The 24,988-nt window shown below is 53.3% G+C and carries 27 protein-coding genes and 1 other annotated feature; of the genes, 11 read left to right on the plus strand and 16 right to left on the minus strand.

All coding sequences use genetic code 11. The annotated features are described in order from the left end of the window. The first annotated feature begins 304 nt into the window (after nt 1-304). The 6 genes from HHI26_RS03640 (at nt 305) to HHI26_RS03665 (ending at nt 6,197) form a co-directional block, all read left to right on the plus strand. The gene (locus HHI26_RS03640; protein ID WP_133845293.1) at nt 305-1,138 is read left to right on the plus strand and encodes a pyruvate, water dikinase regulatory protein; all 834 of its coding nucleotides are present in this window, start codon (nt 305-307) and stop codon (nt 1,136-1,138) included. A 147-nt stretch (nt 1,139-1,285) separates the two neighbouring features. After that, on the plus strand, nt 1,286-2,332 hold the full coding sequence (locus tag HHI26_RS03645) for a 3-deoxy-7-phosphoheptulonate synthase (RefSeq protein ID WP_133845295.1): 1,047 nt from the start codon (nt 1,286-1,288) through the stop codon (nt 2,330-2,332). Nucleotides 2,333-2,580: 248 nt separating this feature from the next. Continuing rightward, nucleotides 2,581-3,612, plus strand: a complete 1,032-nt coding sequence (locus HHI26_RS03650) for a ChuX/HutX family heme-like substrate-binding protein (RefSeq protein ID WP_133845296.1) — start codon at nt 2,581-2,583, stop codon at nt 3,610-3,612. After that, nucleotides 3,609-4,430, plus strand: a complete 822-nt coding sequence (locus HHI26_RS03655) for a hemin ABC transporter substrate-binding protein (protein ID WP_133845297.1) — start codon at nt 3,609-3,611, stop codon at nt 4,428-4,430. The genes HHI26_RS03650 and HHI26_RS03655 overlap by 4 nt, the downstream gene beginning before the upstream one ends. Continuing rightward, entirely contained in the window at nt 4,427-5,428 is a 1,002-nt protein-coding gene (locus HHI26_RS03660; protein ID WP_133845298.1) for an iron ABC transporter permease, read from the plus strand. Before HHI26_RS03655 ends, HHI26_RS03660 begins: the two co-directional genes overlap by 4 nt. Next, a complete protein-coding gene (locus tag HHI26_RS03665) occupies nt 5,421-6,197 on the plus strand; it encodes a heme ABC transporter ATP-binding protein (RefSeq protein WP_133845299.1) in 777 nt (258 codons plus the stop codon). The genes HHI26_RS03660 and HHI26_RS03665 overlap by 8 nt, the downstream gene beginning before the upstream one ends. Here HHI26_RS03665 and HHI26_RS03670 read toward each other — a convergent pair. The 15 genes from HHI26_RS03670 to HHI26_RS03740 all read right to left on the minus strand — a co-directional run bounded on the left by HHI26_RS03670 (nt 6,194) and on the right by HHI26_RS03740 (nt 20,144). Next, nucleotides 6,194-7,633: a protein adenylyltransferase SelO gene (locus tag HHI26_RS03670; protein WP_171148622.1), complete on the minus strand. Its 1,440-nt coding sequence runs from the start codon at nt 7,631-7,633 to the stop codon at nt 6,194-6,196. The genes HHI26_RS03665 and HHI26_RS03670 overlap by 4 nt on opposite strands. Nucleotides 7,634-7,723: 90 nt before the next feature. After that, on the minus strand, nt 7,724-8,467 hold the full coding sequence (locus HHI26_RS03675) for an EAL domain-containing protein (RefSeq protein WP_133845301.1): 744 nt from the start codon (nt 8,465-8,467) through the stop codon (nt 7,724-7,726). Between the two features lie 365 nt (nt 8,468-8,832). Further along, entirely contained in the window at nt 8,833-9,291 is a 459-nt protein-coding gene (locus tag HHI26_RS03680) for an NlpC/P60 family protein (RefSeq protein WP_133845302.1), read from the minus strand. Between the two features lie 72 nt (nt 9,292-9,363). After that, the gene (btuD, locus tag HHI26_RS03685) at nt 9,364-10,104 is read right to left on the minus strand and encodes a vitamin B12 ABC transporter ATP-binding protein BtuD (RefSeq protein ID WP_171148623.1); all 741 of its coding nucleotides are present in this window, start codon (nt 10,102-10,104) and stop codon (nt 9,364-9,366) included. A gap of 3 nt (nt 10,105-10,107) precedes the next feature. Next, entirely contained in the window at nt 10,108-10,650 is a 543-nt protein-coding gene (locus HHI26_RS03690; RefSeq protein WP_133845306.1) for a glutathione peroxidase, read from the minus strand. 45 nt (nt 10,651-10,695) lie between these two features. After that, a complete protein-coding gene (gene btuC / locus HHI26_RS03695; RefSeq protein ID WP_133845307.1) occupies nt 10,696-11,676 on the minus strand; it encodes a vitamin B12 ABC transporter permease BtuC in 981 nt (326 codons plus the stop codon). Between the two features lie 197 nt (nt 11,677-11,873). Next, the gene (gene ihfA, locus HHI26_RS03700) at nt 11,874-12,173 is read right to left on the minus strand and encodes an integration host factor subunit alpha (protein WP_017802142.1); all 300 of its coding nucleotides are present in this window, start codon (nt 12,171-12,173) and stop codon (nt 11,874-11,876) included. Between the two features lie 4 nt (nt 12,174-12,177). Further along, nucleotides 12,178-14,565: a phenylalanine--tRNA ligase subunit beta gene (gene pheT / locus HHI26_RS03705; RefSeq protein WP_171148624.1), complete on the minus strand. Its 2,388-nt coding sequence runs from the start codon at nt 14,563-14,565 to the stop codon at nt 12,178-12,180. Nucleotides 14,566-14,580: 15 nt separating this feature from the next. Beyond that, a complete protein-coding gene (pheS, locus tag HHI26_RS03710; protein WP_133845311.1) occupies nt 14,581-15,564 on the minus strand; it encodes a phenylalanine--tRNA ligase subunit alpha in 984 nt (327 codons plus the stop codon). Between the two features lie 84 nt (nt 15,565-15,648). Next, nucleotides 15,649-15,774, minus strand: a sequence feature (Phe leader region). Further along, nucleotides 15,724-15,768 carry a pheST operon leader peptide PheM gene (gene pheM, locus HHI26_RS03715; protein ID WP_133845469.1) on the minus strand — a complete coding sequence of 15 codons (45 nt, stop codon included), beginning with the start codon at nt 15,766-15,768 and terminating at the stop codon, nt 15,724-15,726. (Overlaps the previous feature by 45 nt.) 109 nt (nt 15,775-15,883) lie before the next feature. Then, nucleotides 15,884-16,240, minus strand: coding sequence for a 50S ribosomal protein L20 (gene rplT / locus HHI26_RS03720; protein WP_004157375.1), 357 nt, complete (start codon nt 16,238-16,240; stop codon nt 15,884-15,886). 40 nt (nt 16,241-16,280) lie between these two features. Beyond that, on the minus strand, nt 16,281-16,478 hold the full coding sequence (gene rpmI / locus HHI26_RS03725) for a 50S ribosomal protein L35 (RefSeq protein WP_005968897.1): 198 nt from the start codon (nt 16,476-16,478) through the stop codon (nt 16,281-16,283). Between the two features lie 92 nt (nt 16,479-16,570). Then, entirely contained in the window at nt 16,571-17,122 is a 552-nt protein-coding gene (infC, locus tag HHI26_RS03730) for a translation initiation factor IF-3 (protein ID WP_072277407.1), read from the minus strand. Nucleotides 17,123-17,125: 3 nt separating this feature from the next. Beyond that, the gene (gene thrS, locus HHI26_RS03735) at nt 17,126-19,054 is read right to left on the minus strand and encodes a threonine--tRNA ligase (RefSeq protein ID WP_133845313.1); all 1,929 of its coding nucleotides are present in this window, start codon (nt 19,052-19,054) and stop codon (nt 17,126-17,128) included. Between the two features lie 334 nt (nt 19,055-19,388). Beyond that, the gene (locus tag HHI26_RS03740; protein WP_133845315.1) at nt 19,389-20,144 is read right to left on the minus strand and encodes a DUF481 domain-containing protein; all 756 of its coding nucleotides are present in this window, start codon (nt 20,142-20,144) and stop codon (nt 19,389-19,391) included. A 451-nt stretch (nt 20,145-20,595) separates the two neighbouring features. Here HHI26_RS03740 and ghoS point away from each other — a divergent pair, with 451 nt between their 5' ends. Together ghoS and HHI26_RS03750 are read left to right on the plus strand one after the other, a co-directional pair. Then, nucleotides 20,596-20,886, plus strand: a complete 291-nt coding sequence (ghoS, locus tag HHI26_RS03745) for a type V toxin-antitoxin system endoribonuclease antitoxin GhoS (protein ID WP_133845471.1) — start codon at nt 20,596-20,598, stop codon at nt 20,884-20,886. A gap of 99 nt (nt 20,887-20,985) precedes the next feature. Beyond that, nucleotides 20,986-21,879 carry a fructosamine kinase family protein gene (locus HHI26_RS03750; protein WP_133845317.1) on the plus strand — a complete coding sequence of 298 codons (894 nt, stop codon included), beginning with the start codon at nt 20,986-20,988 and terminating at the stop codon, nt 21,877-21,879. 33 nt (nt 21,880-21,912) lie between these two features. On the opposite strand, the gene HHI26_RS03755 is transcribed toward HHI26_RS03750, so the two are convergent. Continuing rightward, nucleotides 21,913-22,452 carry a YniB family protein gene (locus tag HHI26_RS03755; RefSeq protein ID WP_133845319.1) on the minus strand — a complete coding sequence of 180 codons (540 nt, stop codon included), beginning with the start codon at nt 22,450-22,452 and terminating at the stop codon, nt 21,913-21,915. Between the two features lie 170 nt (nt 22,453-22,622). Between HHI26_RS03755 and hxpB the strand changes: the two genes are divergently transcribed. The 3 genes from hxpB (at nt 22,623) to HHI26_RS03770 (ending at nt 24,985) form a co-directional block, all read left to right on the plus strand. Then, nucleotides 22,623-23,294: a hexitol phosphatase HxpB gene (gene hxpB, locus HHI26_RS03760; protein WP_133845321.1), complete on the plus strand. Its 672-nt coding sequence runs from the start codon at nt 22,623-22,625 to the stop codon at nt 23,292-23,294. A 189-nt stretch (nt 23,295-23,483) separates the two neighbouring features. Further along, a complete protein-coding gene (kduD, locus tag HHI26_RS03765) occupies nt 23,484-24,245 on the plus strand; it encodes a 2-dehydro-3-deoxy-D-gluconate 5-dehydrogenase KduD (RefSeq protein WP_171148625.1) in 762 nt (253 codons plus the stop codon). Between the two features lie 149 nt (nt 24,246-24,394). After that, entirely contained in the window at nt 24,395-24,985 is a 591-nt protein-coding gene (locus HHI26_RS03770) for a metal-dependent hydrolase (protein WP_133845325.1), read from the plus strand. Nucleotides 24,986-24,988: the final 3 nt, after the last annotated feature.

Genomic DNA, 24,988 nt, shown 5'->3' on the forward strand with positions numbered 1-24,988 from the left:
AATAATTTATCTTACAAATCAGTAAATTGAAAATAATCACAAAATAAAATCGCATCGCCACTTGCGCAACAAAAAAGGATTCCATATTAGAATGTTTTTAATTGAAAGGGCGATAAAGATGAATAGTGAACAGAAACATCATTTCATTTTATGATAAAAGTGCGATTTCTCTGATTTTATAAAAATAAAAAGTTCAAATCATTAGTTAATGGTTTTTTTATTTTGTTTTGTAGACTGAATCACGATTTGCTTTAACAGGGCAGATTAATTTAGTCTGCACTGCATACCCGCCAGCGGAGATAAAATGGACGTGAACGCCGAACGTAGTGTTTTTTATATTTCAGATGGCACCGCCATCACGGCTGAAGTATTAGGTCATGCGGTCCTGTCACAGTTCCCGGTGGCAACGCAGAGTGTCACCCTGCCCTTTGTGGAAAACGTGCAGCGCGCTCAAGCGGTGAAAGCGCAGATAAATGCGCTGTACCAGCAAAGCGGTGTGCGTCCGCTGGTGTTCATTTCGGTGATCTCCCCGGAGATCCGCGAGATCATTTTGCAAAGCGATGGCTTCTGCCAGGACATTGTCCAGTCGCTGGTCGCCCCGCTCCAGCAAGAGTTAGGCGTTGACCCTGCGCCTGTGGCGAACCGTACGCACGGTCTGACCGCCAACAACCTCGGTAAATATGATGCGCGTATTGCCGCGATTGATTACACGCTGGCCCATGACGATGGTATCTCACTGCGCGGTCTCGAAGACGCGCAGGTGATCCTGCTGGGCGTTTCGCGCTGTGGTAAAACCCCTACCAGCCTTTATCTCGCCATGCAGTTCGGCATTCGCGCGGCTAACTATCCGTTTATCGCGGATGATATGGATAACCTGAAACTGCCCCCGGCATTGAAACCCTTCCAGAATAAATTGTTCGGGTTAACCATTGACCCGGAACGCCTGGCCGCCATCCGCCAGGAGCGGGCAGAAAACACCCGTTATGCGTCAATGCGCCAGTGCAGGCTGGAAGTGGGCGAAGTTGAAGCGCTGTTCCGTACCCATCAGATTCGCTACCTCAACAGTACGAATTATTCGGTGGAAGAGATCGCCACCAAAATCCTCGATATCATGGGTCTTACGCGCCGTATGTACTGATTTTTGCGTTTCCGGCTTGCTCGCAGCGAGCCGGAAATGCAATTCCCCTGCTGTTTTACGGTTGAAATCATCGCGGTTTGGTTTAAGGTGAACGCCATTACTTCCCGGTATTCCTGCCGTTGTGAAGACAAAATTTTAGAGATCCCCATGAACAAAACAGATGAACTGCGGACCGCGCGCATCGACAGCTTAGTGACGCCTGCTGAACTGCAGGCGCAGCTGCCGATCACGTCTGCCATTATCGAAAACGTGACAGCGTCACGTAAACGCATCGCCCGTATTCTCTCCGGTGAAGATCCACGCCTGCTGGTCGTGGTCGGTCCCTGCTCGCTGCATGACCCGGTTGCCGCCCTGGAATACGCGGAACGTCTGAACGTGCTGCGTGATAAATACCAATCCCGCCTGGAGATCGTGATGCGCGCCTATTTTGAAAAACCGCGCACGGTGGTCGGCTGGAAGGGATTAATTTCTGACCCGGATCTCGATGGCAGTTTCCGCATCAATCATGGGCTGGCAGTGGCACGTAAACTGCTGCTGGATATCAACACGCTGGGAATGCCGACGGCGACTGAATTTCTGGATATGGTGATCGGACAGTTTATTGCCGACCTGATCAGTTGGGGTGCCATCGGTGCGCGCACCACGGAGAGCCAGATCCACCGCGAAATGGCTTCGGCACTCTCCTGCCCGGTGGGTTTCAAAAACGGCACCGATGGCAATACGCGCATCGCCGTGGATGCTATTCGTGCTGCCCGCGTCAGCCATATGTTCCTGTCGCCGGATAAACGCGGCCAAATGACCATCTATCAGACCAGCGGCAACCCTTCCGGGCATATCATTATGCGCGGCGGCAAAGCACCAAACTTCCACCCGGCGGATATTGCCGCTGCGGTCGCACACCTGCGGGAATTCCACCTGCCGGAGCACCTGGTGATCGACTTCAGCCATGGGAACTGCCTGAAGCAGCATCGCCTACAGAAAGAGGTGTCCACCAGCGTAGCGCAGCAGATCCGCGACGGCTCGCGCGCCATTGCGGGTGTGATGATCGAAAGCTTCCTGCAGGAAGGCACGCAGAAAGTGACAGCAGAAACCCCGCTGGTTTATGGCCAGTCAATTACCGACCCCTGCCTCGGATGGGACGATACAGCCAGCGTCTTAGCACAGCTGGCGGATGCCGTCGATAGCCGCTTCTGACACCTTTGGCTGGCCCGTAACGGGCCTGCTTTCTTTTATACCCTAAATAATTCGAGCGGCTTCAAGGCGGCAATGGAAGGAATCCAACGCTGAAGCAGCTTGAAGTATGACGGGTATATGCCCTTCTTTATGCAAACTGTTACCTGAAGGTTAATTTCTGCTTGCACGCGGCCTTCTTTCATTGATAATGATTATCATTCTGATAATGAATACCCTTCCCTATTGGCGGCTCCGTGAGGACAACAGCAATGACTGCGCACTATCAACAATACAGCGAATTAAAAGAACAGCATCCTAAGAAATATGCGCGCGATCTGGCCGCGTTGATGGGGATCAGTGAAGCGGAACTGACCGCAGCGCGTGTCGGCCATCAGGCACAACCGTTACGCCCTGCGATGCGAGAACTGTTGCACGCGCTGGAAGCCGTGGGTGAAACCAAATGTATTACCCGCAACGAATACGCCGTACACGAGCATTTGGGCGTTTTCAGCAATATTCATATCAATGAACATGCCGGCATCGTGCTGAATCCACGAGCACTGGATCTGCGGGTGTTTGTTAATCAGTGGGCCAGTGTTTTTCACCTGCAGGAGATGACCGGTCACGGCGAACGTCAGAGCATTCAGTTCTTCGATCAGCACGGTGATGCGGTACTGAAAGTTTATGCCACTGAGAACACTCACTCTGAAGCCTGGCAGCAGCTGATCGCAGACTACCGTGCAGAACCCGTCACCTCACTCAGTGTGAGCCCGGCTACGCCTGCCGCCTTTGCCGACGAGATCGACGGTGCCACGTTGGAAACGGAATGGCGGGCGATGACCGATGTGCATCAGTTCTTCCGTCTGCTGAAAAAGCATAACGCCTCACGCCAGCAGGCCTTCCACGCCGTCAGCGACGATCTGGCGCAGCAGGTCAGCAATCAGTCACTGGCCACGCTGCTGGAAACAGTGCGTCAGGATGGCAACGAAATTATGATTTTCGTCGGTAACCGCGCCTGTGTGCAGATCTTTACGGGTCAGATTGAAAAGCTGATGCCCATGCACGGCTGGCTGAACATCTTCAACCCGGCTTTCACCCTGCATTTGCAGGATCAGCTGATTGCGGAGAGCTGGATCACACGTAAGCCCACCGCTGACGGCATTGTCACCAGCCTGGAACTGTTTGCTGCCGACGGCACGCAGATTGCCCAACTGTACGGTCAACGCAGCGAAGGCCAGCCAGAACAAACGCAGTGGCGTGAGCAGTTAGCCGCACTCAGCACGGAAGGTGCAACCGTATGAAATCACGCTTGTTCGCTCTGATTGCTCTGTCGCTGGCCTTCCACGCCGCTGCCGCTGAGCGCATCGTCAGTATCGGTGGCGATGTCACCCAAATCATCTATGCGCTGGATGCGCAGCAGGAACTGGTGGCGCGTGACAGCACCAGCCTGCACCCTGAAGTGGTCAAAAAACTGCCTGACGTAGGCTATATGCGCCAGTTAAACGCGGAGGGGATTCTGGCCCTCAAGCCGACGCTGGTCATCGCCAGTGAGCTGGCAAAACCGGCGCTGGCGCTGCAACAGGTTGAGCAAAATGGCGTGAAAGTGGTGGATGTGACCGGGAAGACAGACATTTCAGCCATCAATGAAAAGATCCAGACCATTGCCACTACCCTGCACCGTGAGGAAGCTGGCAAGGCGTTACAGGAAAAAGTCCGCAAGCAGCTGGCCAGCGTGCCGACAAATCCACTGCCGGTCAACGTGCTGTTTATTCTGGCACATCAGGGCATGGGAGCGATGGGGGCCGGACGCGATACCTCCGCCGATGCCGCCATCCGTGCAGCCGGTCTGCAAAATGCCATGTCCGGCATTCAGCGTTATCAACCGCTATCCCAGGAAGGTGTGATCGCCAGTGCACCCCAGCTGATTGTGGCCACCCGGGACGGCATCCGTACACTGGGCGGCGAAGATAATCTGTGGAAACTGCCCGGTCTCGCATTGACTCCGGCGGGGAAAAATCATCAGCTGCTGGTGGTGGATGACATGGCGCTGCTGGGCTTTGGCATTGATACGCCAGCCGCGATCCTGAAACTTCGTCAGATCGCAGAAACGCTGAAGTGAGGTCAGCGCGATCTCGCAGCTGGCTTGCTGCTTTAATGCTGTTATTGCTGGTACTGGGTGTCAGCGCCGCCAACATCGGTGCGATGCATTTGTCGCTGCCGATGCTGTGGGATGCAGGTACAGACAGCCGCCTGTGGCAAATCTGGTTCACTATTCGTCTGCCCCGCGTATTGCTGGCGGTGATGGTGGGCGGTGCGCTGGCCCTCTCCGGCTGCGTGATGCAGGGGTTGTTCCGCAATCCGCTGGCGGACCCGGGTCTGCTCGGGATCAGCTGCGGTGCCGCGCTGGCAGTGGCCATCTCCATCGTGCTTTCATTTTCGCTGCCCGGTGTACTGAAACTGTATCAGCCTCTGCTGGCCGCCTTTATCGGAAGTCTGGCAGTAACGTTGGTGATTTTCCTGCTCAGTCGGCAAGGCCAGACGGGACTCAGCCGCCTGCTGCTGGTGGGCATCGCTATTAACGCACTGTGCAGTGCAGCGATTGGCGTGTTGTCATGGATAAGTAACGATCAGCAGCTGCGCCAGCTGTCATTATGGGCGATGGGCAGTCTCGGCCAGGCCCAGTGGCCTGTTGTGCTGGTTTGCGCCTCCGTGGTGCTGCCCTGCATGGTTCTGGTACAACGCCTGGCTACGCGTCTCAACCTGCTGCAACTCGGCGAAGAAGAGGCGCATTATCTGGGCGTTGATGTGCCACGTACCCAGCGCTATTTACTGGTGCTGAGTGCGTTTCTGGTGGCGTCTGCTGTCGCGGTCAGTGGCGTGATCGGTTTTATTGGTCTGGTGGTACCGCATCTGATGCGCTTCTGCCTCGGTGGCGATCACCGCTGGCTGCTGCCCTCTTCACTGTTAAGCGGTGCCATCCTGTTGCTGCTGGCCGATACCCTGGCACGCACAGTCGTGGCCCCGGCAGAGATGCCGGTCGGGCTGCTGACCAGCCTGATTGGCGGCCCCTGGTTCCTGTGGCTGATCCTGCGTCGTCGTGGAGGTCTCAATGGCTGATGCCCTGATTGCCAGTGGGTTGAGCTATCAGCTGGATACACGCTGGCTGATTGACGATATTTCACTGACCCTGCGCCCCGGCGAGCTGGTGTCCCTGATTGGCCCGAACGGCGCGGGTAAATCCACGTTGCTGAGGCTGCTCACCGGGTTTCTCACACCGCAGCGGGGCAGCTGTGTATTGAATAACCAGCCGCTGGCCGAGTGGTCTGCTGCACGGCTTTCGCAGCAGCGCGCAGTGATGCGCCAGCAAAGCAGCATGGCATTTCCGCTCAGTGTGGTGGATGTGGTGGCGATGGGCCGCGCGCCCTGGCCTGGATCTGCTCAGCAGGTGGTGAAGGAAGTGATGGCCCTGACGGGCTGTGACGGACTGGCAGAACGCGACTATTTGCAACTTTCCGGCGGTGAACAGCAGCGGGTGCAGCTTGCCCGCGCGCTGGCACAGCTGTGGCGTCCGGATGGCCCACAGGGTTGGTTGTTCCTCGATGAACCGACGTCGGCGCTGGATCTCTACCACCAGCAGCATCTGTTGCGATTGCTATCACAACTGACGAAACAGTATCCCCTGAGTGTTTGTTGTGTTCTGCACGATCTCAACCTCGCTTCTTTGTGGTCCGATCGTGTGATGCTACTGGCCGGGGGGAAACTGGTGGCGGAGGGCAGCCCGGCACAGGTACTGGATGAGGCCACATTGACGCACTGGTATCACGCCGATGTGATGGTCCACCCTCATCTTATCGAGGGTGTGCCTCAGGTGGCGCTGCGCCGCTAGCTGGAGCAGCTCACTTCCAGCTTCTTACCCCAGTCAGGCGGACGACGCGCCAGGTCAGCAAACTCTGGCGCATCATCAAACGGCTGCAGCAGTGCATGATGAAGACGCGCCAGCACGCTGACATCATCCTGTTCTGCCTGCTCAATTGCCTGTTGTGCCAGATAATTACGCAGCACCAGCGCCGGGTTAGCCTGTTTCATGGCTTGCTGGCGCTGTTCATCACTCTGCTCATCCTGCAACAGACGCTGACGATACACGTTGTACCAGCTATCAAACGCCTCACGGTCAATAAACTCATCCCGCAGCGGTGAACGCGACTGTTGCTGTTCCACTGCACTCAGTTGACGGAAAGTCCGTGTGTAATCACTGTTCTCCTTCGTCATCAGTGATAGCAGTCCGGTCAGAATATTGTTGTCGTCTTTACCGGCCGTCATCAGCCCCAGTTTGGCACGCATTTTTTCGCCCCAGCAACGCATCAGCTCGGTTTCATACAGCGCCAGGGCCTGTTTCAGCTGTTCAGTGCTCATCAACCCTGACAGCGCGTGCGCCAGGCGATTCAGGTTCCACAGTCCGATCATCGGCTGATTCTCGAAACTGTAACGCCCCTGATGATCAGAATGGTTGCAGATAAACCCAGGCTGATAGTCATCGAGGAAACCGTAAGGACCATAATCCAGTGTCAGCCCGAGGATCGACATGTTGTCGGTGTTCATCACACCGTGAGCAAACCCCACGCTCTGCCAGCCTGCAATCAGGCGTGCCGTGCGCTTCACCACATCGCTAAACCACAGCAGGTACTTATCCGGCTCCTGCTGCCACTGCGGCCAGTGATGAAGGATCGCATAATCCGCCAGTCGGGTGACCTGTTCCTGCTGCCCCTGATAGTAGAAATGCTCAAAATGGCCAAAACGCAGGTGGCTCTCGGCCACGCGCAGCAGCATCGCACCCGGTTCGGCGCTTTCGCGGTAGACCGGTTCATCGCTGGTGACCACCGTCAACGCACGCGATGTGGGGATCCCGAGGGCATGCATTGCCTCAGAAGCGAGAAACTCTCGCAGTGTGGAGCGCAGCACCGCGCGGCCATCCCCCATGCGTGAATAGGGCGTTAACCCTGCCCCTTTCAGATGCCAGTCGAACTTGCGCCCGTCAGGCAGTTGCTGTTCGCCCAGCAGCAGACCGCGCCCGTCACCCAACTGCCCCGCCCAGACGCCAAACTGGTGACCGCTATAAACCTGCGCCAGAGGCTGCATGCCGTCCATCAGTGTTTCACCACTCCACAGGTCGACATTTTCTGCGTCAAACAGGCGGCTATCCAGACCCAGTTCCTGCGCCAGTGGCGCACTGTGGTAGAGCAGACGAGGATTTTTTAACGGCGTCGGTTCAAGAGCCGTGTAAAAACCACTCAGCTCCTGATACCAGGTATTATTGAATTGCATGGCGCCTCCATCAGTGCCACCGGGAACATTCCCGATAATACTGCTAGTGTAAAGCGCCACGGTGCTGGAAAACACGGAGAGTTTTCAGGGTTATTGCAGTATGCGTTCCCGCAGCTGATAAGGGGGTTCCGTCAGATGAATTAACGCCTCTTCACCGACCGGCGGGAATAGCGCGCTCTGAATACCATCGAAGGCATAGTCACGAACAGTCTGTAACCCGGTGATATCATCCACGCCCTGCACAACAATCTCCTGACAGTGGGGTTTGACGTGATCAAGGATAGCGTTGATAAACGGGTGAAAAGATAAGCGTTTAATATTGTGTTGAATAAATCCTTTATCCAGCTTAATACGATAAAACAAATCGTCAAAAACAGCTTTTGAGGTCGCTTTACCGGCACCGTAATTATTCAGACTTAAGTTAAATTTTTCACTCAGCGCTTTCAGAAAATTATTATTTCGCCCCAACGTTAAATCAGGAAAGCTTTCGCTGACTTCCAGTTCCAGGCAATCCAGCTGACACATTTTTTTCAGAATAAACTCACTCTCGAGGATGGTCTCAGCCAGCGGTTTATCAATATTAATCGCTACTTTCAGGTCATTGTCGCTAAAAAAATCGTAATGTTTTTCAATAACGTTAATTTGTTCCTGCAACAACAGGACACGCTGCCGGTCATTTAATAGCGGCGTAAGAATCTCCTGAGGCATGGCCACATTGGCACTGGCATGAGTAAAGTGGGTTAACATCTCAACAGACGTCAACAGCCCGCCTGGGCTGTAAACCGGGCAGAATGCTGTGTAAGTTTTATAATCAGCTTCCAAAAAGATGTTCATCTTAATCGCCATTATTAAGCGGCACTCACCGCATCCTATATCAACAAAATAGGACAAGCAACAGTGTCAACAGACTGTCACCCTGCGGAAATTCAATTGCAGTGTGCTTTTGCTTGTAATCCATATCCTTAAGCTAACACAAAACTGACATAAACGATGCTTACTGATATCACTTTCCTGATGCGTAAAAATAAACGTCGTTGTTTCCGGTAACGCTATCTTTACGAATGCGTATTTCGGCACCAGAGAAAAATTGACTTAAGGTAAATTTGAGTTGAAGTGGTATTTTAAATTCCGCAAACCCTATTTATGCGGACATAAATTAAACGCTAATTAAAACAGCAGGCCACGTCTTAATCTGGCGATTAAATACGCCGCGCCTGCCAGAATACTTTTCGCCAGTAAACATTATCCAGTGAAGAACGGGTGACGCCCTGACTGGTCGACGCATGGATAAACTGATTATCAGTGTCGTAAATGCCGACATGCAGGCCATTTTCTCCGCTGCCAGTTTTGAAGAACACCAGGTCGCCCGGTAAAAGCTGGGCCTTATCAATGCGGGTACCGATATCGGTCTGCGCGGAGGTGGTGCGTGGTAACTGCAAATTAAAGCGATCGCGGAAGGTCAGATAAACAAAACCAGAGCAGTCGACGCCACTGCGGCTCATCCCTCCATAGCGATAAGGCGCACCGCGCCACTGACCGAGCTGGTCATTAAGCTGGGCAATAACGGTAATGGAATCGGAGAGACGCCCGTCAGGTGCCGGGGCACGACTGCTACAACCCGCCAGAACAACAACAATAAGCAGAAGCCAGTAACGCATAACAATGCCTCTCAATAGCAACAGTCTGTAATCTAACGGTAATACCCGAAACAGGCAACAGCGACACCCTGCTCAACTGAGCGTTGTCAGCATCGCCTGCCCTTCTATATCCAGCATCCGGAATGAGACCTGATAAAGCGCGCTGAGATGTTCCGGAGTCAACACGTCCTGCGGATTACCCTGTAATGCACACTGCCCTGGCCGCATCAGCCAGACACAATCCGCATATCGCAGGGAGTGATTCATATCATGGCTGCTCATGATCACACTGACCCCCTGCTGCGTTAGCGCCGGGATCAAGCGGTCAAACGCGGCCTGCTGGGCAATATCCAGCCCCGTCAGGGGCTCATCTAACAGCAGCAACTTGCCATCCGGGTGACTGACCTGCAAGAGTACCGCCGCCAGTCGCACACGTTGCCACTCGCCGCCAGAAAGTTGCGTAAGAGGCCGGGACAACTTATCACTCAGCTGTAAGGCCTGGGCCAGCGTGAGTAGCATTGCATGATGCACGTCTCCCTGCTGCTGCGTATGCATTAGCAGATAATGCCAGACGGGCATCTGCCCCAGAGGAGACTGCTGCTGGGCGAGATAAGCGCGCTGGCGGGCCAACGCCATGCCGTGCCAGTCAGCCAGCGCACGTCCGGCAAACAGCACGTTACCGCGAGCCGACAGCAGCCCGGCTATCGCCATCAGCAGCGAGCTTTTTCCTGCACCATTGGGACCGACCAGATGAATAACCTGCCCGGCCTTTACCTGCGCACTGAACGGAAACAGGCGCCCGGTTAGCGCGACACCTGTTAATTCCAGCAGCATCGGTTACGCCAGCGCCTGGTGGATGCGGGCGATCAGTTGCGGATCATTCGGTGCCGTATCCGGCGAGAAGCGTTGTAACACCTTACCGTCACGGCCCACCAGGAACTTTTCAAAGTTCCATAAAACGTCTCCCGGCACCTTCGGCGCACGCCCTTTGCTGGTCATACGCTCGAGGAAACCACTCCCCTCCGGCGCAGTGGCTTCAGGCTGTGCGGCCACCAGCTGGGCGTACAACGGATGGCGCTGCGGGCCGTTTACCTCAATTTTGCTGAACATCGGGAACGTTACGCCGTAGGTGGTGCTGCAAAAGGTTTTAATCTCAGCGTCTGTGCCTGGCTCCTGCTCAAGGAATGCATTACATGGGAAGCCCAGTACTGTCAGCCCCTGTTCATGTAACTCTTTTTGCAGCGTCTCCAGCTCCTCATACTGTGGGGTGAGCCCACATTTAGAAGCCACGTTAACCACCAATAGAACATCGCCCTGCCATTGCGCTAATGTCGTCTTATCACCATCCAGCGTGACCAGTTCTGTTTCGAAAATACTCATCGTCTTTTCCTGTTTTAACGTAAGAACACGACAGCCTTCAGACTGTCAGCGGTTGCTCAATAATAGCCAGATAAACACCGGTGCGCCCAATGTCGCCGTCACCACCCCGATCGGCAGTTCAGCGGAGGTCAACGCCACGCGGGCAATAATGTCAGCAGCCAGCAATACACCTGCGCCAGCCAGCGCACAGCACGGCAAAAGAATACGATGATCGCTCAGTCCGTTCAGCCGCAGGATATGCGGTATCACCAGGCCGATGAAGCCGATAGCCCCTGCCAGAGCAACGCTGACACCCACCAGCCAGCCAACCGCCAGTACCAGCAGATTACGCCACAGCACCAGTGGCAGACCCAGCTGCTGCGCAGAGATCTCACCCAGCGCCAGCAGGTTAAGCACACGAACCCGACTGCTCAACCACAATAGCACGGGGATCAATGCCAGCATCAGCCAGCCATAGCGCCAGTCAATGCCGCTAAAGCCCCCCATCATCCAGTACATTAACTGACGTAAATCCATGCTGCTGCTAAAATAGACCGCCCAGGTCATCAGCGCGCTGCAAATAATCCCCAGCGCGACCCCGGCCAGCAGCAGACGGCTACTGGAGAGATGCTGACGGGCAAAACGCAGCAGAATCACGGTGACCAGTAGCGCCCCAAGAATGGCGCTGAGACTCATCAACCAGGGACTACCGACACCGGAGAGGATGCACATCACCAGCCCTACGCCTGCGCCGCCGGATACGCCCAGCAGGCCAGGTTCGGCCAGTGGATTACTGAACAGTGCCTGCATTGCCGCACCTGCGACCGCCAGCGAGGCACCGACCAGCATCACCGCCAGCGAACGCGGTAGGCGGAGTTGCCAGACAAAGAGTTGTGCGTCGGAGGTTGACCATTCGGCAGGCGAGATCCAGCGCTCACCCGCGCACAGACTCAGCAGCAGCAGCGACAGACAAAATATCCCCAGCCCGCACAGCCAGAAGCCGGAACGACGGTGAGCAGCGGATATCTGTTGGGAAAGCAGAGTCATAACCGACGTTTTTTAAAAGAAAACAGAGGGTTAATTGTAGAGGGAAATCGGCAAAAAGAAAGAGCCAGCAACGCTGGCTCTGAGTGGATTAATGATGCTGGTTTTGCTTTGGTGGTCTCGGCTTAGGGTGATCGCCGCCTTTCGGTCTGCTCTCATGATGAAAAAGGCCGCTTGCGCGGCCTTTTGAATAGCAGAAATCAGTCTTCTTTCGGTGAAGCGTTCTCAACCCGGCTTTTCAGTTTCTGACCAGGTCGAAACGTCACAACCCGGCGAGCCGTAATGGGAATATCTTCACCCGTTTTGGGGTTACGTCCCGGACGTTGATTTTTGTCGCGAAGGTCGAAATTGCCAAATCCAGACAGTTTGACCTGCTCACCATTCTCCAAAGCACGACGCACTTCTTCGAAAAACAGTTCAACCAGCTCTTTGGCATCCCGTTTGCTAAGACCAAGCTTCTCAAACAGGTATTCAGACATTTCAGCTTTTGTAAGCGCCATAGGTTCAATCCCTCAAGGATGCTTGGAATCGCTCTTTCAGTGCCTCTACGCATTTTGCAACGGTAGCGGCAATCTCCTCTTCTTCGAGTGTCCGGCTGGTATCTTGCAAAATCAGGCTGATAGCGAGGCTCTTAAAACCATCATTTACGCCCTTACCACGGTACACGTCAAACAAGTTTACGCCAACTACCTGATTTACGCCAACTTTCTTACACTCGGTGATAATATCTGCTGCTGGCACGTTTTCAGCGACAACGACAGCGATGTCACGACGGTTCGCCGGGAAGCGCGAAATGCCGCTGGCATCAGGCAGGACGCGGTCTGCGACCTTATCCCACAACAGTTCAAACACCACGGTACGGCCGTTAAGATCCAGTTTACGTTCAAGTTCCGGATGCACCACACCAATAAATCCGATGTGTTCGCCACGTAAATAAATCGCGGCGCTCTGCCCCGGATGAAGCGCCGGGTTAGTGGCAGCCACAAACTGAATCTCATCGAGTTTGCCGGTCAATTCCAGCAGGGACTCTAAATCACCTTTTAAATCATAGAAGTCTACCGGGTTACGCGCCAGATCCCAGTGCTCTTCGTTGCGATGACCACTGATCACGCCAGCCAGCATAACGTCCTGACGGATACCGAGGTTTGCCTGTGTATCAGGCACAAAGCGCAACCCGCTCTCGAAAAGACGCACGCGAGACTGTTGACGGTTCTGGTTATACACCACCGCACCCAGCAGGCCACTCCACAGCGACAGACGCATTGCTGACATCTCAACGGAGATGGGGCTTGGCAGCACCAGATTTTCTTCGCCCGGGTGCAGTAACGCCTGAATTTTCGGGTCAACGAAGCTGTAGGTAATCGCTTCCTGATAGCCTTTGTCCACCAGTAACGCTTTAACACGCTTCAGCGAAAGATTCGCTTCACGATGCTTCGTCATCACCAGACCGGCCTGTACAGGCACGTCAGGAATATTGTCGTAGCCGTAAACACGGGCGACTTCCTCTACCAGGTCTTCTTCGATGGCGATGTCAAAACGCCAGCTTGGTGCCACTGCCTGCCACTCACCCTGGCCTTCTGTCACCGTGCAGCCCAGACGGCGCAGAATATCGCCCACCTCAGCATCGGCAATCACATGGCCAATCAGACGGTCCAGTTTTTCACGACGTAGCGTAATGGTGGCACGCACAGGCAAGGTTGCTTCGTGGGTCACATCGATGACCGGGCCTGCTTCACCACCGCAGATATCCAACAGCAGGCGGGTCGCACGCTCAATCGCCGTGTGCTGTAATGCCGGGTCAACACCGCGCTCGTAGCGATGCGAAGCATCCGTATGCAGACCATGACGGCGTGCACGACCCGTGATCGACAGCGGGCTGAAGAAGGCACATTCAAACAGCACGTTCTGGGTTTCTTCATTCACACCGGAATGTTCGCCACCAAAAATACCGCCCATTGCCAGCGCTTTCTTCTGATCCGCAATCACCAGCGTATCGCTGCTCAATTTAGCTTCGTTACCATCCAGCAGAACCAGGGTTTCACCCTCTTCTGCCATACGCACCACGATACCGCCCTCAAGGCGATCGAGGTCGAAGGCGTGCATCGGCTGGCCCAACTCCAGTAAAACATAGTTGGTGATGTCGACAACCGGATCGATTGAGCGAATTCCACAGCGGCGCAGTTTTTCCTTCATCCACAGCGGCGTAGCAGCTTTCACATTGATGCCTTTCACTACGCGGCCAAGGTAACGCGGACAGGCTTCGCTCGCCTCCACACGGATCGGGAAAGTATCCTGCACGGTCGCGGCGACGGGGGCCATCTCCGGCGCCGTCAGTGGCAGCTTGTTAAGCACGGCCACATCGCGCGCCACGCCGATAATGCCCAGGCAGTCGGCACGGTTAGGCGTCACGCTGATCTCAATGGTGTTGTCATCCAGCTTGAGATAATCGCGGATATCTGTGCCGATAGTCGCATCCAGCGGCAGTTCAATGATGCCGTTGTGGTCGTCGGAAATACCCAGCTCGGAGAAAGAGCACAGCATGCCTTCTGACGGCTCACCGCGCAGTTTTGCGGCTTTGATTTTGAAATCGCCCGGCAGTACCGCACCCACGGTTGCCACGGCCACTTTCAGCCCCTGGCGGCAGTTGGGTGCACCGCAGACGATATCCAGCAGGCGTTCGCCGCCCACATTGATTTTGGTCACGCGCAGTTTGTCGGCGTTAGGATGCTGACCGCACTCAACGACTTCACCTACTACCACGCCATGGAAAGCACCGGCAACCGCATCGACACCGTCCACTTCAAGGCCGGCCATGGTGATTTGATCGGACAGGGCTGCACTGTCAATGGCCGGGTTGACCCATTCACGTAACCAGAGTTCACTGAATTTCATTGGTTTTACCCGCCCTTATTTAAACTGTTTGAGGAAACGTAAATCATTTTCGAAGAAGGCACGCAGATCGGTCACACCGTAACGCAGCATGGTCAGACGCTCCATTCCCATACCAAAGGCGAAACCTGAGTACACTTCCGGATCAATACCCACATTGCGCAGCACGTTAGGGTGCACCATGCCGCAACCCAGCACTTCCAGCCATTTGCCGTTTTTACCCATCACATCCACTTCAGCAGAAGGCTCAGTGAACGGGAAGTAGGACGGACGGAAACGAACCTGCAAATCTTCTTCAAAGAAGTTGTTCAGGAAATCGTGCAGGGTGCCCTTCAGATTGGTAAAGCTGATATTTTTATCAACAATCAAGCCTTCCATCTGGTGGAACATGGGGGTATGAGTCTGATCGTAATCGTTACGATACACGCGACCTGGCGCAATAATGCGGATTGGCGGCTGCTGGTTTTTCATCGTGCGGATCTGCACGCCTGACGTTTGAGTACGCAGCAGGCGGGTGGCATCGAACCAGAAGGTATCGTGATCGGCGCGCGCCGGGTGGTGGCCCGGAATATTCAGCGCATCGAAATTATGATAGTCATCTTCAATTTCCGGGCCCGTCTCGACAGAGAAGCCCAGTTCGCCAAAGAAGGTTTCAATGCGGTCAATGGTGCGCGTGACCGGATGCAACCCACCGTTTTCAATGCGACGGCCCGGCAGAGAAACATCAATGGTTTCCTGCGCCAGACGGGCGTTCATCACTGCAGATTCCAGTGCGTTTTTCTGCGCGTTCAGCGCTTCCTGCACCTGTTGTTTTGCTTCATTGATTACCGCACCCGCTGCCGGGCGATCTTCCGCAGGCAGTTCACGCAAGGAGGTCATCTGGAGCGTGAGATGCCCTTTTTTACCCAGGTATTCGACGCGAACGTTATCTAACGCGGCGACATCCTGAGCATCATTGATGGCGGCTTTCGCGCTCGCCACCAGGTCTGCGAGATGTGACATGCTTTCCTCTTCTTCCAGCCACGCTGGCTGATCTGTTTTTTTCAGGACGAATAGCCGCCCGGTCGTTATTTCACGTGCGCTAAAACGAAAAAAGCCTCCACGAGGGAGGCTTTCAGCGCGATTTTTCGTTTCTTTTCTTTGCGCTAAAGCCCCCGATGATCAGGCGCTAAAGTAAAAAAAGAAACGGAAAATAGCAGTATTCATGGTTAGCTGACCTTAAATGCAGTTTCGGACCGCTCTATTGAAAGGCCGGAGGGGAAAAAAGTCAATCATTTCAGATAATAAAAAAGAGGGAGACGAGCTCCCTCTTCAATCTGGCTTACGCCAGAGCTGATTTCGCTTTTTCTACCAGAGCAGCAAATACTGCTTTGTCGAATACTGCGATGTCAGCCAGAATCTTACGGTCGATTTCGATCGAAGCCTTTTTCAGGCCATTGATGAAGCGGCTGTAAGAGATACCGTTAGTGCGGGCAGCAGCGTTAATACGCGCAATCCACAGCTGACGGAACTGGCGCTTCCGCTGACGACGGTCACGGTAAGCATACTGACCAGCTTTGATAACAGCCTGGAAAGCAACACGGTATACACGTGAACGTGCACCGTAGTAGCCTTTAGCTTGTTTTAAGATTTTCTTGTGACGTGCGCGAGCAACTACACCACGTTTTACACGAGCCATTTAGCTCTCCTGTTTAATATTCTGTTAAAAAAATTGATACTTATGCGTACGGCAGGCAGGCAATAACCAGACCCAGATCGCCTTTAGACACCATACCTTTAGGACGCAGGTGGCGTTTACGCTTAGTAGATTTTTTAGTCAGAATATGACGCAGGTTAGCGTGTTTACGCTTGAAGCCGCCACCGGCGGTCTTCTTGAAGCGCTTGGCCGCGCCACGTACAGTTTTAATCTTTGGCATTTAAAAAATATCCACTTCGCATTGTTAATAAAATGAACCAGACAGGCGAATCACGCCGCGTGCCGAAACACGCAGCAAGATTACTTTAGGGCCTACTGTTTCTTCTTGGGAGCGAGCACCATAATCATCTGACGACCTTCAATCCTTGTAGGGAATGATTCGACAACTGCCAGATCAATATCTTCACACAGATCTTTACGGACGCGGTTAAGCACTTCCATACCGATCTGCTGGTGCGCCATCTCACGACCGCGGAAACGCAGCGTGATCTTGGCTTTATCGCCATCTTCCAGAAAGCGAATCAGGTTGCGTAGTTTTACCTGATAGTCGCCATCATCGGTACCAGGACGGAATTTAATTTCCTTAACCTGGATAATCTTTTGCTTTTTCTTCTGTTCTTTAGAAGATTTGCTTTTTTCGTAAAGGAACTTGCCGTAATCCATTATACGACAAACGGGCGGCTCGGCGTTGGGGCTGATCTCTACCAGATCCACGCCCGCTTCTTCAGCTTTTTCCAAAGCTTCATTCAGACTGACAATACCAATCTGTTCGCCATCGACGCCAGTCAGACGAACCTCAGTGGCGCGAATTTCTCTATTTATGCGATTAGGACGCGCCGGTTGAACTCGTTTTCCGCCTTTAATACTTTATTCCTCCAATTGATGAAGATTGCGGCTGCGGATTTCACCCTGCAGCTTAGCGATCACTTCGTTTACGTCCATGCTTCCCAGGTCTTTACCGCGGCGGGTGCGAACGGCAACTTTGCCAGCTTCCACCTCTTTATCACCACAGACCAACATATAAGGGACACGTCGTAAAGTATGTTCACGGATTTTAAAGCCAATCTTCTCGTTTCTCAAGTCCGCTTTTGCACGAATGCCCGCATTTTGCAGTTTTCGAGTCAATTCTGCAACATATTCGGACTGACCATCGGTGATATTCATCACCACAACTTGTACAGGAGCTAACCAGGTCGGGAAGAAACCGGCATATTCTTCGGTTAAAATCCCGATAAAGCGCTCCATGGACCCCAGGATTGCACGGTGAATCATCACTGGCACCTGACGTTCATTACTTTCACCGATATAAGAGGCACTCAGACGGCTCGGCAGAGAGAAGTCGAGCTGAACGGTACCGCACTGCCATGCACGGTCGAGGCAATCATACAGGGTAAATTCAATTTTAGGGCCGTAGAATGCGCCCTCACCCGGCTGATAGTCGAACGGTATATTGTTCTCTTTCAGCGCAGCGGCCAGGTCGGCCTCTGAACGGTCCCAGAGATCATCACTACCGATACGTTTTTCAGGACGGGTAGACAGTTTTACCACGATCTTTTCAAAGCCGAAGGTGCTGTACATGTCGTACACCATCTTAATACAGCCGTTGACCTCATCACGTACCTGTTCTTCGGTACAGAAGATGTGGGCATCATCCTGGGTAAAACCACGCACACGCATCAGACCGTGCAACGCACCTGACGGCTCATTACGGTGGCAACTGCCAAACTCAGCCATACGTAACGGCAGGTCGCGGTATGATTTTAGACCCTGATTGAAAATCTGCACGTGCCCTGGGCAGTTCATTGGCTTAATGCAGTATTCACGGTTCTCAGAAGAGGTGGTAAACATCGCCTCTTTGTAGTTTTCCCAGTGCCCGGTTTTCTCCCACAGCACACGGTCCATCATAAACGGACCTTTCACTTCCTGGTACTCATACTCTTTCAGCTTGGTACGAACAAACACTTCCAGTTCACGGAAAATTGTCCAGCCATCGTTGTGCCAGAACACCATACCTGGTGCCTCTTCCTGCATATGATACAGGTCGAGCTGTTTACCGATTTTACGGTGGTCGCGTTTTGCTGCTTCTTCCAGACGTTGCAGATAGGCGGCTAATTGCTTCTTATCGCCCCATGCAGTGCCGTAGATACGTTGCAGCATTTTGTTATTGCTGTCACCACGCCAGTAAGCACCAGAAATTTTCTGCAGCTTAAAGTGATGACAAAAACGCATATTGGGTACGTGCGGGCCACGGCACATATCCACATATTCTTCGTGATGATACAGACCAGGACGATCGTCGTGGCTGATATTTTCATCAAGGATGGTGGTTTTATAAGTCTCACCACGTGCAGCGAAGGCATCACGCGCTTCCTGCCAGCTGACTTTCTTCTTGATGACGTCGTAATTCGTCTCAGCTAACTGGTGCATACGCTTTTCCAGCAGCTCAATGTCTTCCTGGGTCAGCGTACGGTCGAGATCAACATCATAGTAAAAACCGTTGTCGATAACAGGACCGATAGCCATTTTCGTATCTGGCCACAGTTGCTTGATCGCGTGCCCTAAAAGGTGGGCGCAGGAGTGACGAATAATTTCCAGACCCGCATCGTCTTTCGCCGTGATGATGGCAACTTGTGCGTCTTCGGTGATCGGGTCAACCGCATCAACCAGTTCGCCATTGACACGTCCGGCAATACAGGCTTTCGCCAGGCCAGGACCGATGTCCAGAGCAATATCCATCACGCTTACGGCGTGGTCAAACGAACGCTGGCTTCCATCAGGAAGAGTAATAACAGGCATGAAACATCCTTAATTGCAGTGGTAACCCACACGTAAGATTACATGCAAAATTAAAATTTACGTTATACAACAAGCACTTTGCACTTGAAACCGACTCACATTTGCCGATTTGGTACAGGCCTGGTACACATATTCAAAAGTGTCTGTTTATCAGAAACTTCAGAAGGAGGAACATCTTACACTTCATAGAGGTCAATTGCACGGGGGCGTGTCTTAAGCAATGAACGGATACGTCATCAAATGGCTTTAGGATCAGAGAGAAACCGTTCAGAAACGAAGCAGGAGGATTCGAGGCAGGAGAAAAACGAGCCGCAGGCAGCGGCTCGTCTGAGGATTACATCGCGTAGGAAAGCATGATCGTTGTTTTGGTATCAGTATGATCAGGCGCAGACTCTGGAGGATTCTGGTTCCAGGTCACGTTGTAAGCCATTTTCAGGGCGAAATGTTCATTAATCGCCACCTGAAGACCGGTTTCTGAGTTGACGGTAGTATCGTCGCTACCCAGAACGGAAACACCCTGAATGAACTTGGTGGTATCGGTTAACTGCCACTGGTAGCTAAATGCACCGTAAGCCAGCGCCTGAGTTTCATGGCCACCTTGATGGTAATCGTCATAACGCACACCAGGACCGGCTTCCACACGCAGTGAGTGCACCGGGCCATTCAGCAGCTGACGACCATAACCTGCCGCCAGGATGGAACGACCATCGTAGCCATTGAAACGGTCACTTAACCAGCTTGCCTGGCCGAACAGGTAATCGGCACTGTTCATGTTGTAACGCGTACGGCCACCCACCTGATAAGTCTCTGAAGAGCGCTCATCATTGGAAGAGGTATTACTGGCGTTGCCCCACAGGCTGTATGCAAAGCTTGGCGTATACCAGGTCAGGTTGGTGTTTGCCGTTGCAGAGGAGCTGGTGGTGTTGCCAGACTGCGCCAGATAACCCGCAGCGGCGTTGCCTTCAAAATCTTTTTTCGCCGTGGAAGGGTCATCCATAACCGTGAAGACGTTATTATCCGCCAGGGCTTGTTGACACAGTGCTCCCCCGGAGAGCAGCAGAACTACAGACAGCTTATTAAGCGCTTTCATTTAAATGTGACCCGTACGACAGTTTTTAAAAGAGTGAGTCTGAAGCGTTTTGAAGGACGATCAACGCATTTTACGGTAATATTCGTAACAATTTGTTAATTCGCTCTTTTTACAAAGCATCATGACAAAACAGCACCGTTATTGAGAACATTCCCATTAACGCGGCGCATTATAGAGGGTATTTGGTGAGAAAACACCTGGCTGTAAATAAGAAATATCTTTAGTAACGGGCATTTTCTCACCGAAAACCGTCAGCAATGTGACTAAATGTAAAATCCCCCCAGTCAACGGGCTGCTTTCTTCTTCACCTCTTTCTCAAGCCCCCCTGCTCTGATTTGCAGCACGCACAAATGTGTTAATGCGCCACATCCCCCTACGATATGCTGATTTTACTGCGCCCCCTTCAGGATGGGCTACGCTGAAAACATGTTTTTTTACAATGAGGTGAATGATGAGTAATCAGGGGATCCATCAGTATGTTGTGACTTTTCATTACGATGAAAAAGGTTTGTCAGATGTGCTGGAACTCAGTAGTGCGCTGATTAGTAGTGGATTTTCTACCACGTTGAAAGATGACGATGGTCATCCACACGAACTTGGCACCAACAGTTTCGGCATCATTACCGCTTTGTCAGAAGAGGATATCCACCAGCAAGCGGTGGGGATCGGTGAACAGGTACTGGGAGAAGTACCGCAACTTGACGTTCAGCACTGGGAAGACTTCCGCAGTAACACCGACTAAGTTTTTGTAAAGACGGGCGCTTAACGTGCGCAAGCGCAGATTTTGGTTATTCTTTAAGCGTTATCATAGTGCAATCACAGCGAAAAAGAGGAGTGTCCTATGTGGTCAGCCATTCGTCGTCTGTTGAGTGAGCAGTTGGGGCCGGCAGAGATCACCGAACGCAGCGAGCTGCCCGGTGGTGATGTTCATCCCACCTGGTATCTGCGCTATGGTGAGCATGAAATCTTCGTTAAATGTAACCAGCGTGACATGCAGGACCTGTTCACATGGGAAGCCGATCAGTTACAACTGCTGGCACGCAGTCAGACAGTGCGCGTACCGGCGGTATACGGGGTGGGTAGCGATCGCGATACCAGCTTTTTACTGCTTGAGTACATCCCGGTCAGGCCGCTTGATGCCCATGGTGCTTTTCAACTGGGTCAGCAGCTGGCGCACCTTCATCAGTGGAGTGAACAACCGCAGTTTGGCCTCGACTTCGACAATAACATCACCACCTCCCTGCAGCCGAACAGCTGGTTGCGCCGCTGGTCGGTATTCTTTGCCGAACAGCGCATCGGCTGGCAGCTTCAGCTCGCCGCAGAGAAAGGCATTCAGTATGGTGACAGCGAACTGATTGTCCATTGTGCACAAGCGATTCTGGAATCACATCACCCTCAGCCGTCCCTGCTGCATGGCGACCTGTGGCCGGCCAACTGTGCCGGAAGTGACAGCGGACCGTGGATATTTGATCCCGCCTGCTACTGGGGGGATCGTGAATGTGATCTGGCGATGCTGTCCTGGTTCCCGGATGTTCCGGTGCAGGTTTATGATGGTTACCAGTCAGTCTGGCCGCTGCCTGGCGACTTCCTGCAACGGCAGCCTGTCTATCAGCTCTATTACCTGCTTAACCGCGCCAATGTCTTTGGCGGACGCTGGCTGGGAGAGGCGCAACGGGCCACAAGCGCATTGCTGGATACCGATGAGCGGGTAAAACGCCACGCGCGCCCTGCCTGATGGCAGAACGCAAACGTGGGTATGAGGGCTGGCTTAGTAGATGAAGCCAGCCAGTTTCAACACAAAATATCCGGCCACTATGATGATCACCGGCAGGATGTAGAGTGGGAAGATTTGCAGGAAAATCGTGTGCCGTGGCACCACAATTTTTGCTTCCAGCTGTTCCCGGCTTTGCCCTTCTGTGCCGCGCGCTTTCTCCAGGATCATCTGATCTTCCAGACTCTCACGCAGAAAACGCGTCTGCCGCCACATACGTGCTCCCGAGGCCTGTAACGCCAGACCAACAAAAATCAGCACATAAATAATCCAGAACAGAACATTCGTCCCCTGATTAAAGTCCGGTATGGGCGAATGTGCCCAGAAGCCGGAGAGAAAACCGGTATTGAAGCGGATCATATCAATCATCACATGGGCGAAATCCTGCATCACCGCATTGATACCTTCGCGCTGCTCACGACTCTTTTCCAGAAAACCCAGCAGTGAAATCAGCGTCGATAACAACGCGGGAATAAAAATAATCCAGCCCGCGATGCGCTTTATAATCGCAACCCTGCCAGCCTGTTGATATGTCATGCTTTCTCCAGTCCATCTGTTGTCTGCCTGTCAGTTTACCTGTAGTGACATAAAAGTGCCTGCAAAATGCAGAGTTAATGCCAGGTTTACACAGACAGCCTGCCGCGATGATAATTTTTTCATCAACACTTCGTGCTAAGCTGCCATAAACTGTTAAATGGAGCCGTAGCATGTCTTATCACCGCCCTGTACTCGCCGCCATTTTTGATATGGATGGTCTGCTGATTGATTCCGAGCCCCTGTGGCAACAAGCCGAGCTGGATATCTTAACCACCCTTGATGTTGACCTCAGCCGTCGCGGTGAAATGCCGGATGCGCTGGGTCTGCGTATCGATCAGGTGGTACGCATGTGGTATGAAAACCTGCCGTGGAAAGGCCCCTCCCAGGCCGAAGTCACCCAGCGAGTCATCGCACGGGCACTGAGTCTGGTCGAAGAAACCCGGCCGCTCCTGCCCGGCGTTGAACAGGCATTACAGCTCTGTCAGTCCGAGGGACTGAAGATCGGCCTCGCGTCTGCCTCACCGCTATTTATGCTGGAACGTGTGCTGGAGATGTTCAACCTGCGCCAGTACTTTGAGGTCCTGGCCTCGGCAGAGGCGCTGCCTTACAGTAAACCCCACCCGCAGGTCTATCTGGATGCGGCCGCCCGCCTGGGCGTGGATCCGCTCAACTGCGTGACGCTGGAAGACTCATTTAACGGCATGATCGCCACCAAAGCAGGACGTATGCGCTCTATCGTCGTCCCGGATGCCGCTCATGCCGCCGATCTGCGCTGGTCACTGGCTGACGTAAAACTCGCCAGCCTTGAAGAGCTTACAGCACAGCATCTGCACGGACGCTGAGTCAGTACCAGGCGGCAATGCGTCCGCCTGGTTTTTTATTATCACCCATTGCCGTTAAAATAAATAAAACATCGTTTCATTTTTGTTGAATTCATCCCCGCTTCTGCCTATGCTCCGTTAACCGGCTCGCGCATATCCGTTATGTCATCTCTGCCATGGCGCGTGCCCACTTATCTATAAGGAGCCACGATGATCCTGAACACATTTAATCTTGAAGGCAAAGTGGCCATGATTACCGGCTGTAACACCGGTCTTGGTCAGGGAATGGCGCTTGGGCTGGCCCATGCAGGATGCGATATTATTGGTGTTAATCGCTCCTCTGCCAGCGAGACTGCACAAAAAGTCATGGCCACCGGGCGACGGTTTGTCAGCATCACGGCAGACCTTTCCGACAGCCATTGCCTTGAGAGCGTGATGGATCAGGCGCTGACCGCCTGCCCACAGTTAGATATTTTGGTCAACAATGCCGGGATTATTCGCCGGGCAGACGCGCTCGACTTCAGCGAACGTGACTGGGATGACGTAATGAACGTTAACAGCAAGACATTGTTTTTCCTCTCACAGGCGGTAGCCCGCCAGTTTGTTCGCCAGGGGCGTGGGGGTAAAATCATCAATATCGCTTCAATGCTCTCTTATCAGGGGGGGATCCGGGTGCCGTCCTACACGGCGTCAAAAAGCGCCGTGATGGGGCTCACGCGCCTGATGGCCAATGAATGGGCGCAGTATGGCATCAACGTCAATGCCATCGCCCCCGGTTATATGGCCACCAATAACACGGAACAGCTACGTGACGATGAAGACAGGAATCAGCAAATTCTGGATCGCATCCCTGCCGGACGCTGGGGTCAAAGTGACGATATGATGGGCCCGGTGGTATTTCTCGCCTCTGCGGCCGCTGACTACGTCAATGGCTATACGCTGGCGGTAGACGGTGGCTGGCTGGCACGTTAATGCGCTGCGGTGAACAAAAGCCGCTCACGCTTTGTTCACCGCACGATTAATGCCAAATTATTTATCTTTCGTTACAGCGTCACATATTTATTCTACTGTATATATTCCCTATACTGGATGCATTGACAGTTATGCAGCCAGGTACTCCCATGACGGCCGAAGGCCATCTTATTTTTGCCATCGCCAGTGCAATTTTTGCGAAACGTGCCGAACTCACTCCCGTTCTGGCCAGCGCAGACTGGTGGCACATTATCCCCGCTACGTTGCTGACCTGCCTGTTGCCCGATATCGACCATCCGAAGTCGTTTCTGGGCCAGCGCCTGAGGTGGCTATCGCATCCTATCGCCCGTGCGTTTGGCCACCGGGGGTTCACCCACAGCCTGCTGGCAGTCGTCGGGGGCGTTGCCCTGTTGCAGTTAAAGCTCCCGGACGCCTGGCTGATTCCAGCGGATGCTTTTCAGGGGATGGTGCTGGGTTATCTGAGCCACATCGTCGCCGACATGCTGACACCCGCTGGCGTGCCGCTGCTCTGGCCCTGTCGCTGGCGCTTTCGTTTGCCCGTGCTGAACAGCCAAAAAGGCAATCAGCTGGAGCGCGCCCTGTGCCTGGTTTTAGTCGGCTATGCCATCTGGTTCCCCCCCAGCTCGCTACCTTTTGGTGCATCCGGCTGGACAAACCAGGTGGTCAGCTCCGCGCAATATCACATTGAGCGATTAATTAATAAACGAAGGGTTGATTAAGTG

Origin of the sequence: Erwinia sp. JH02, assembly GCF_013074405.1 — a bacterium.
Taxonomy (GTDB): Bacteria; Pseudomonadota; Gammaproteobacteria; order Enterobacterales; family Enterobacteriaceae; genus Erwinia; species Erwinia rhapontici.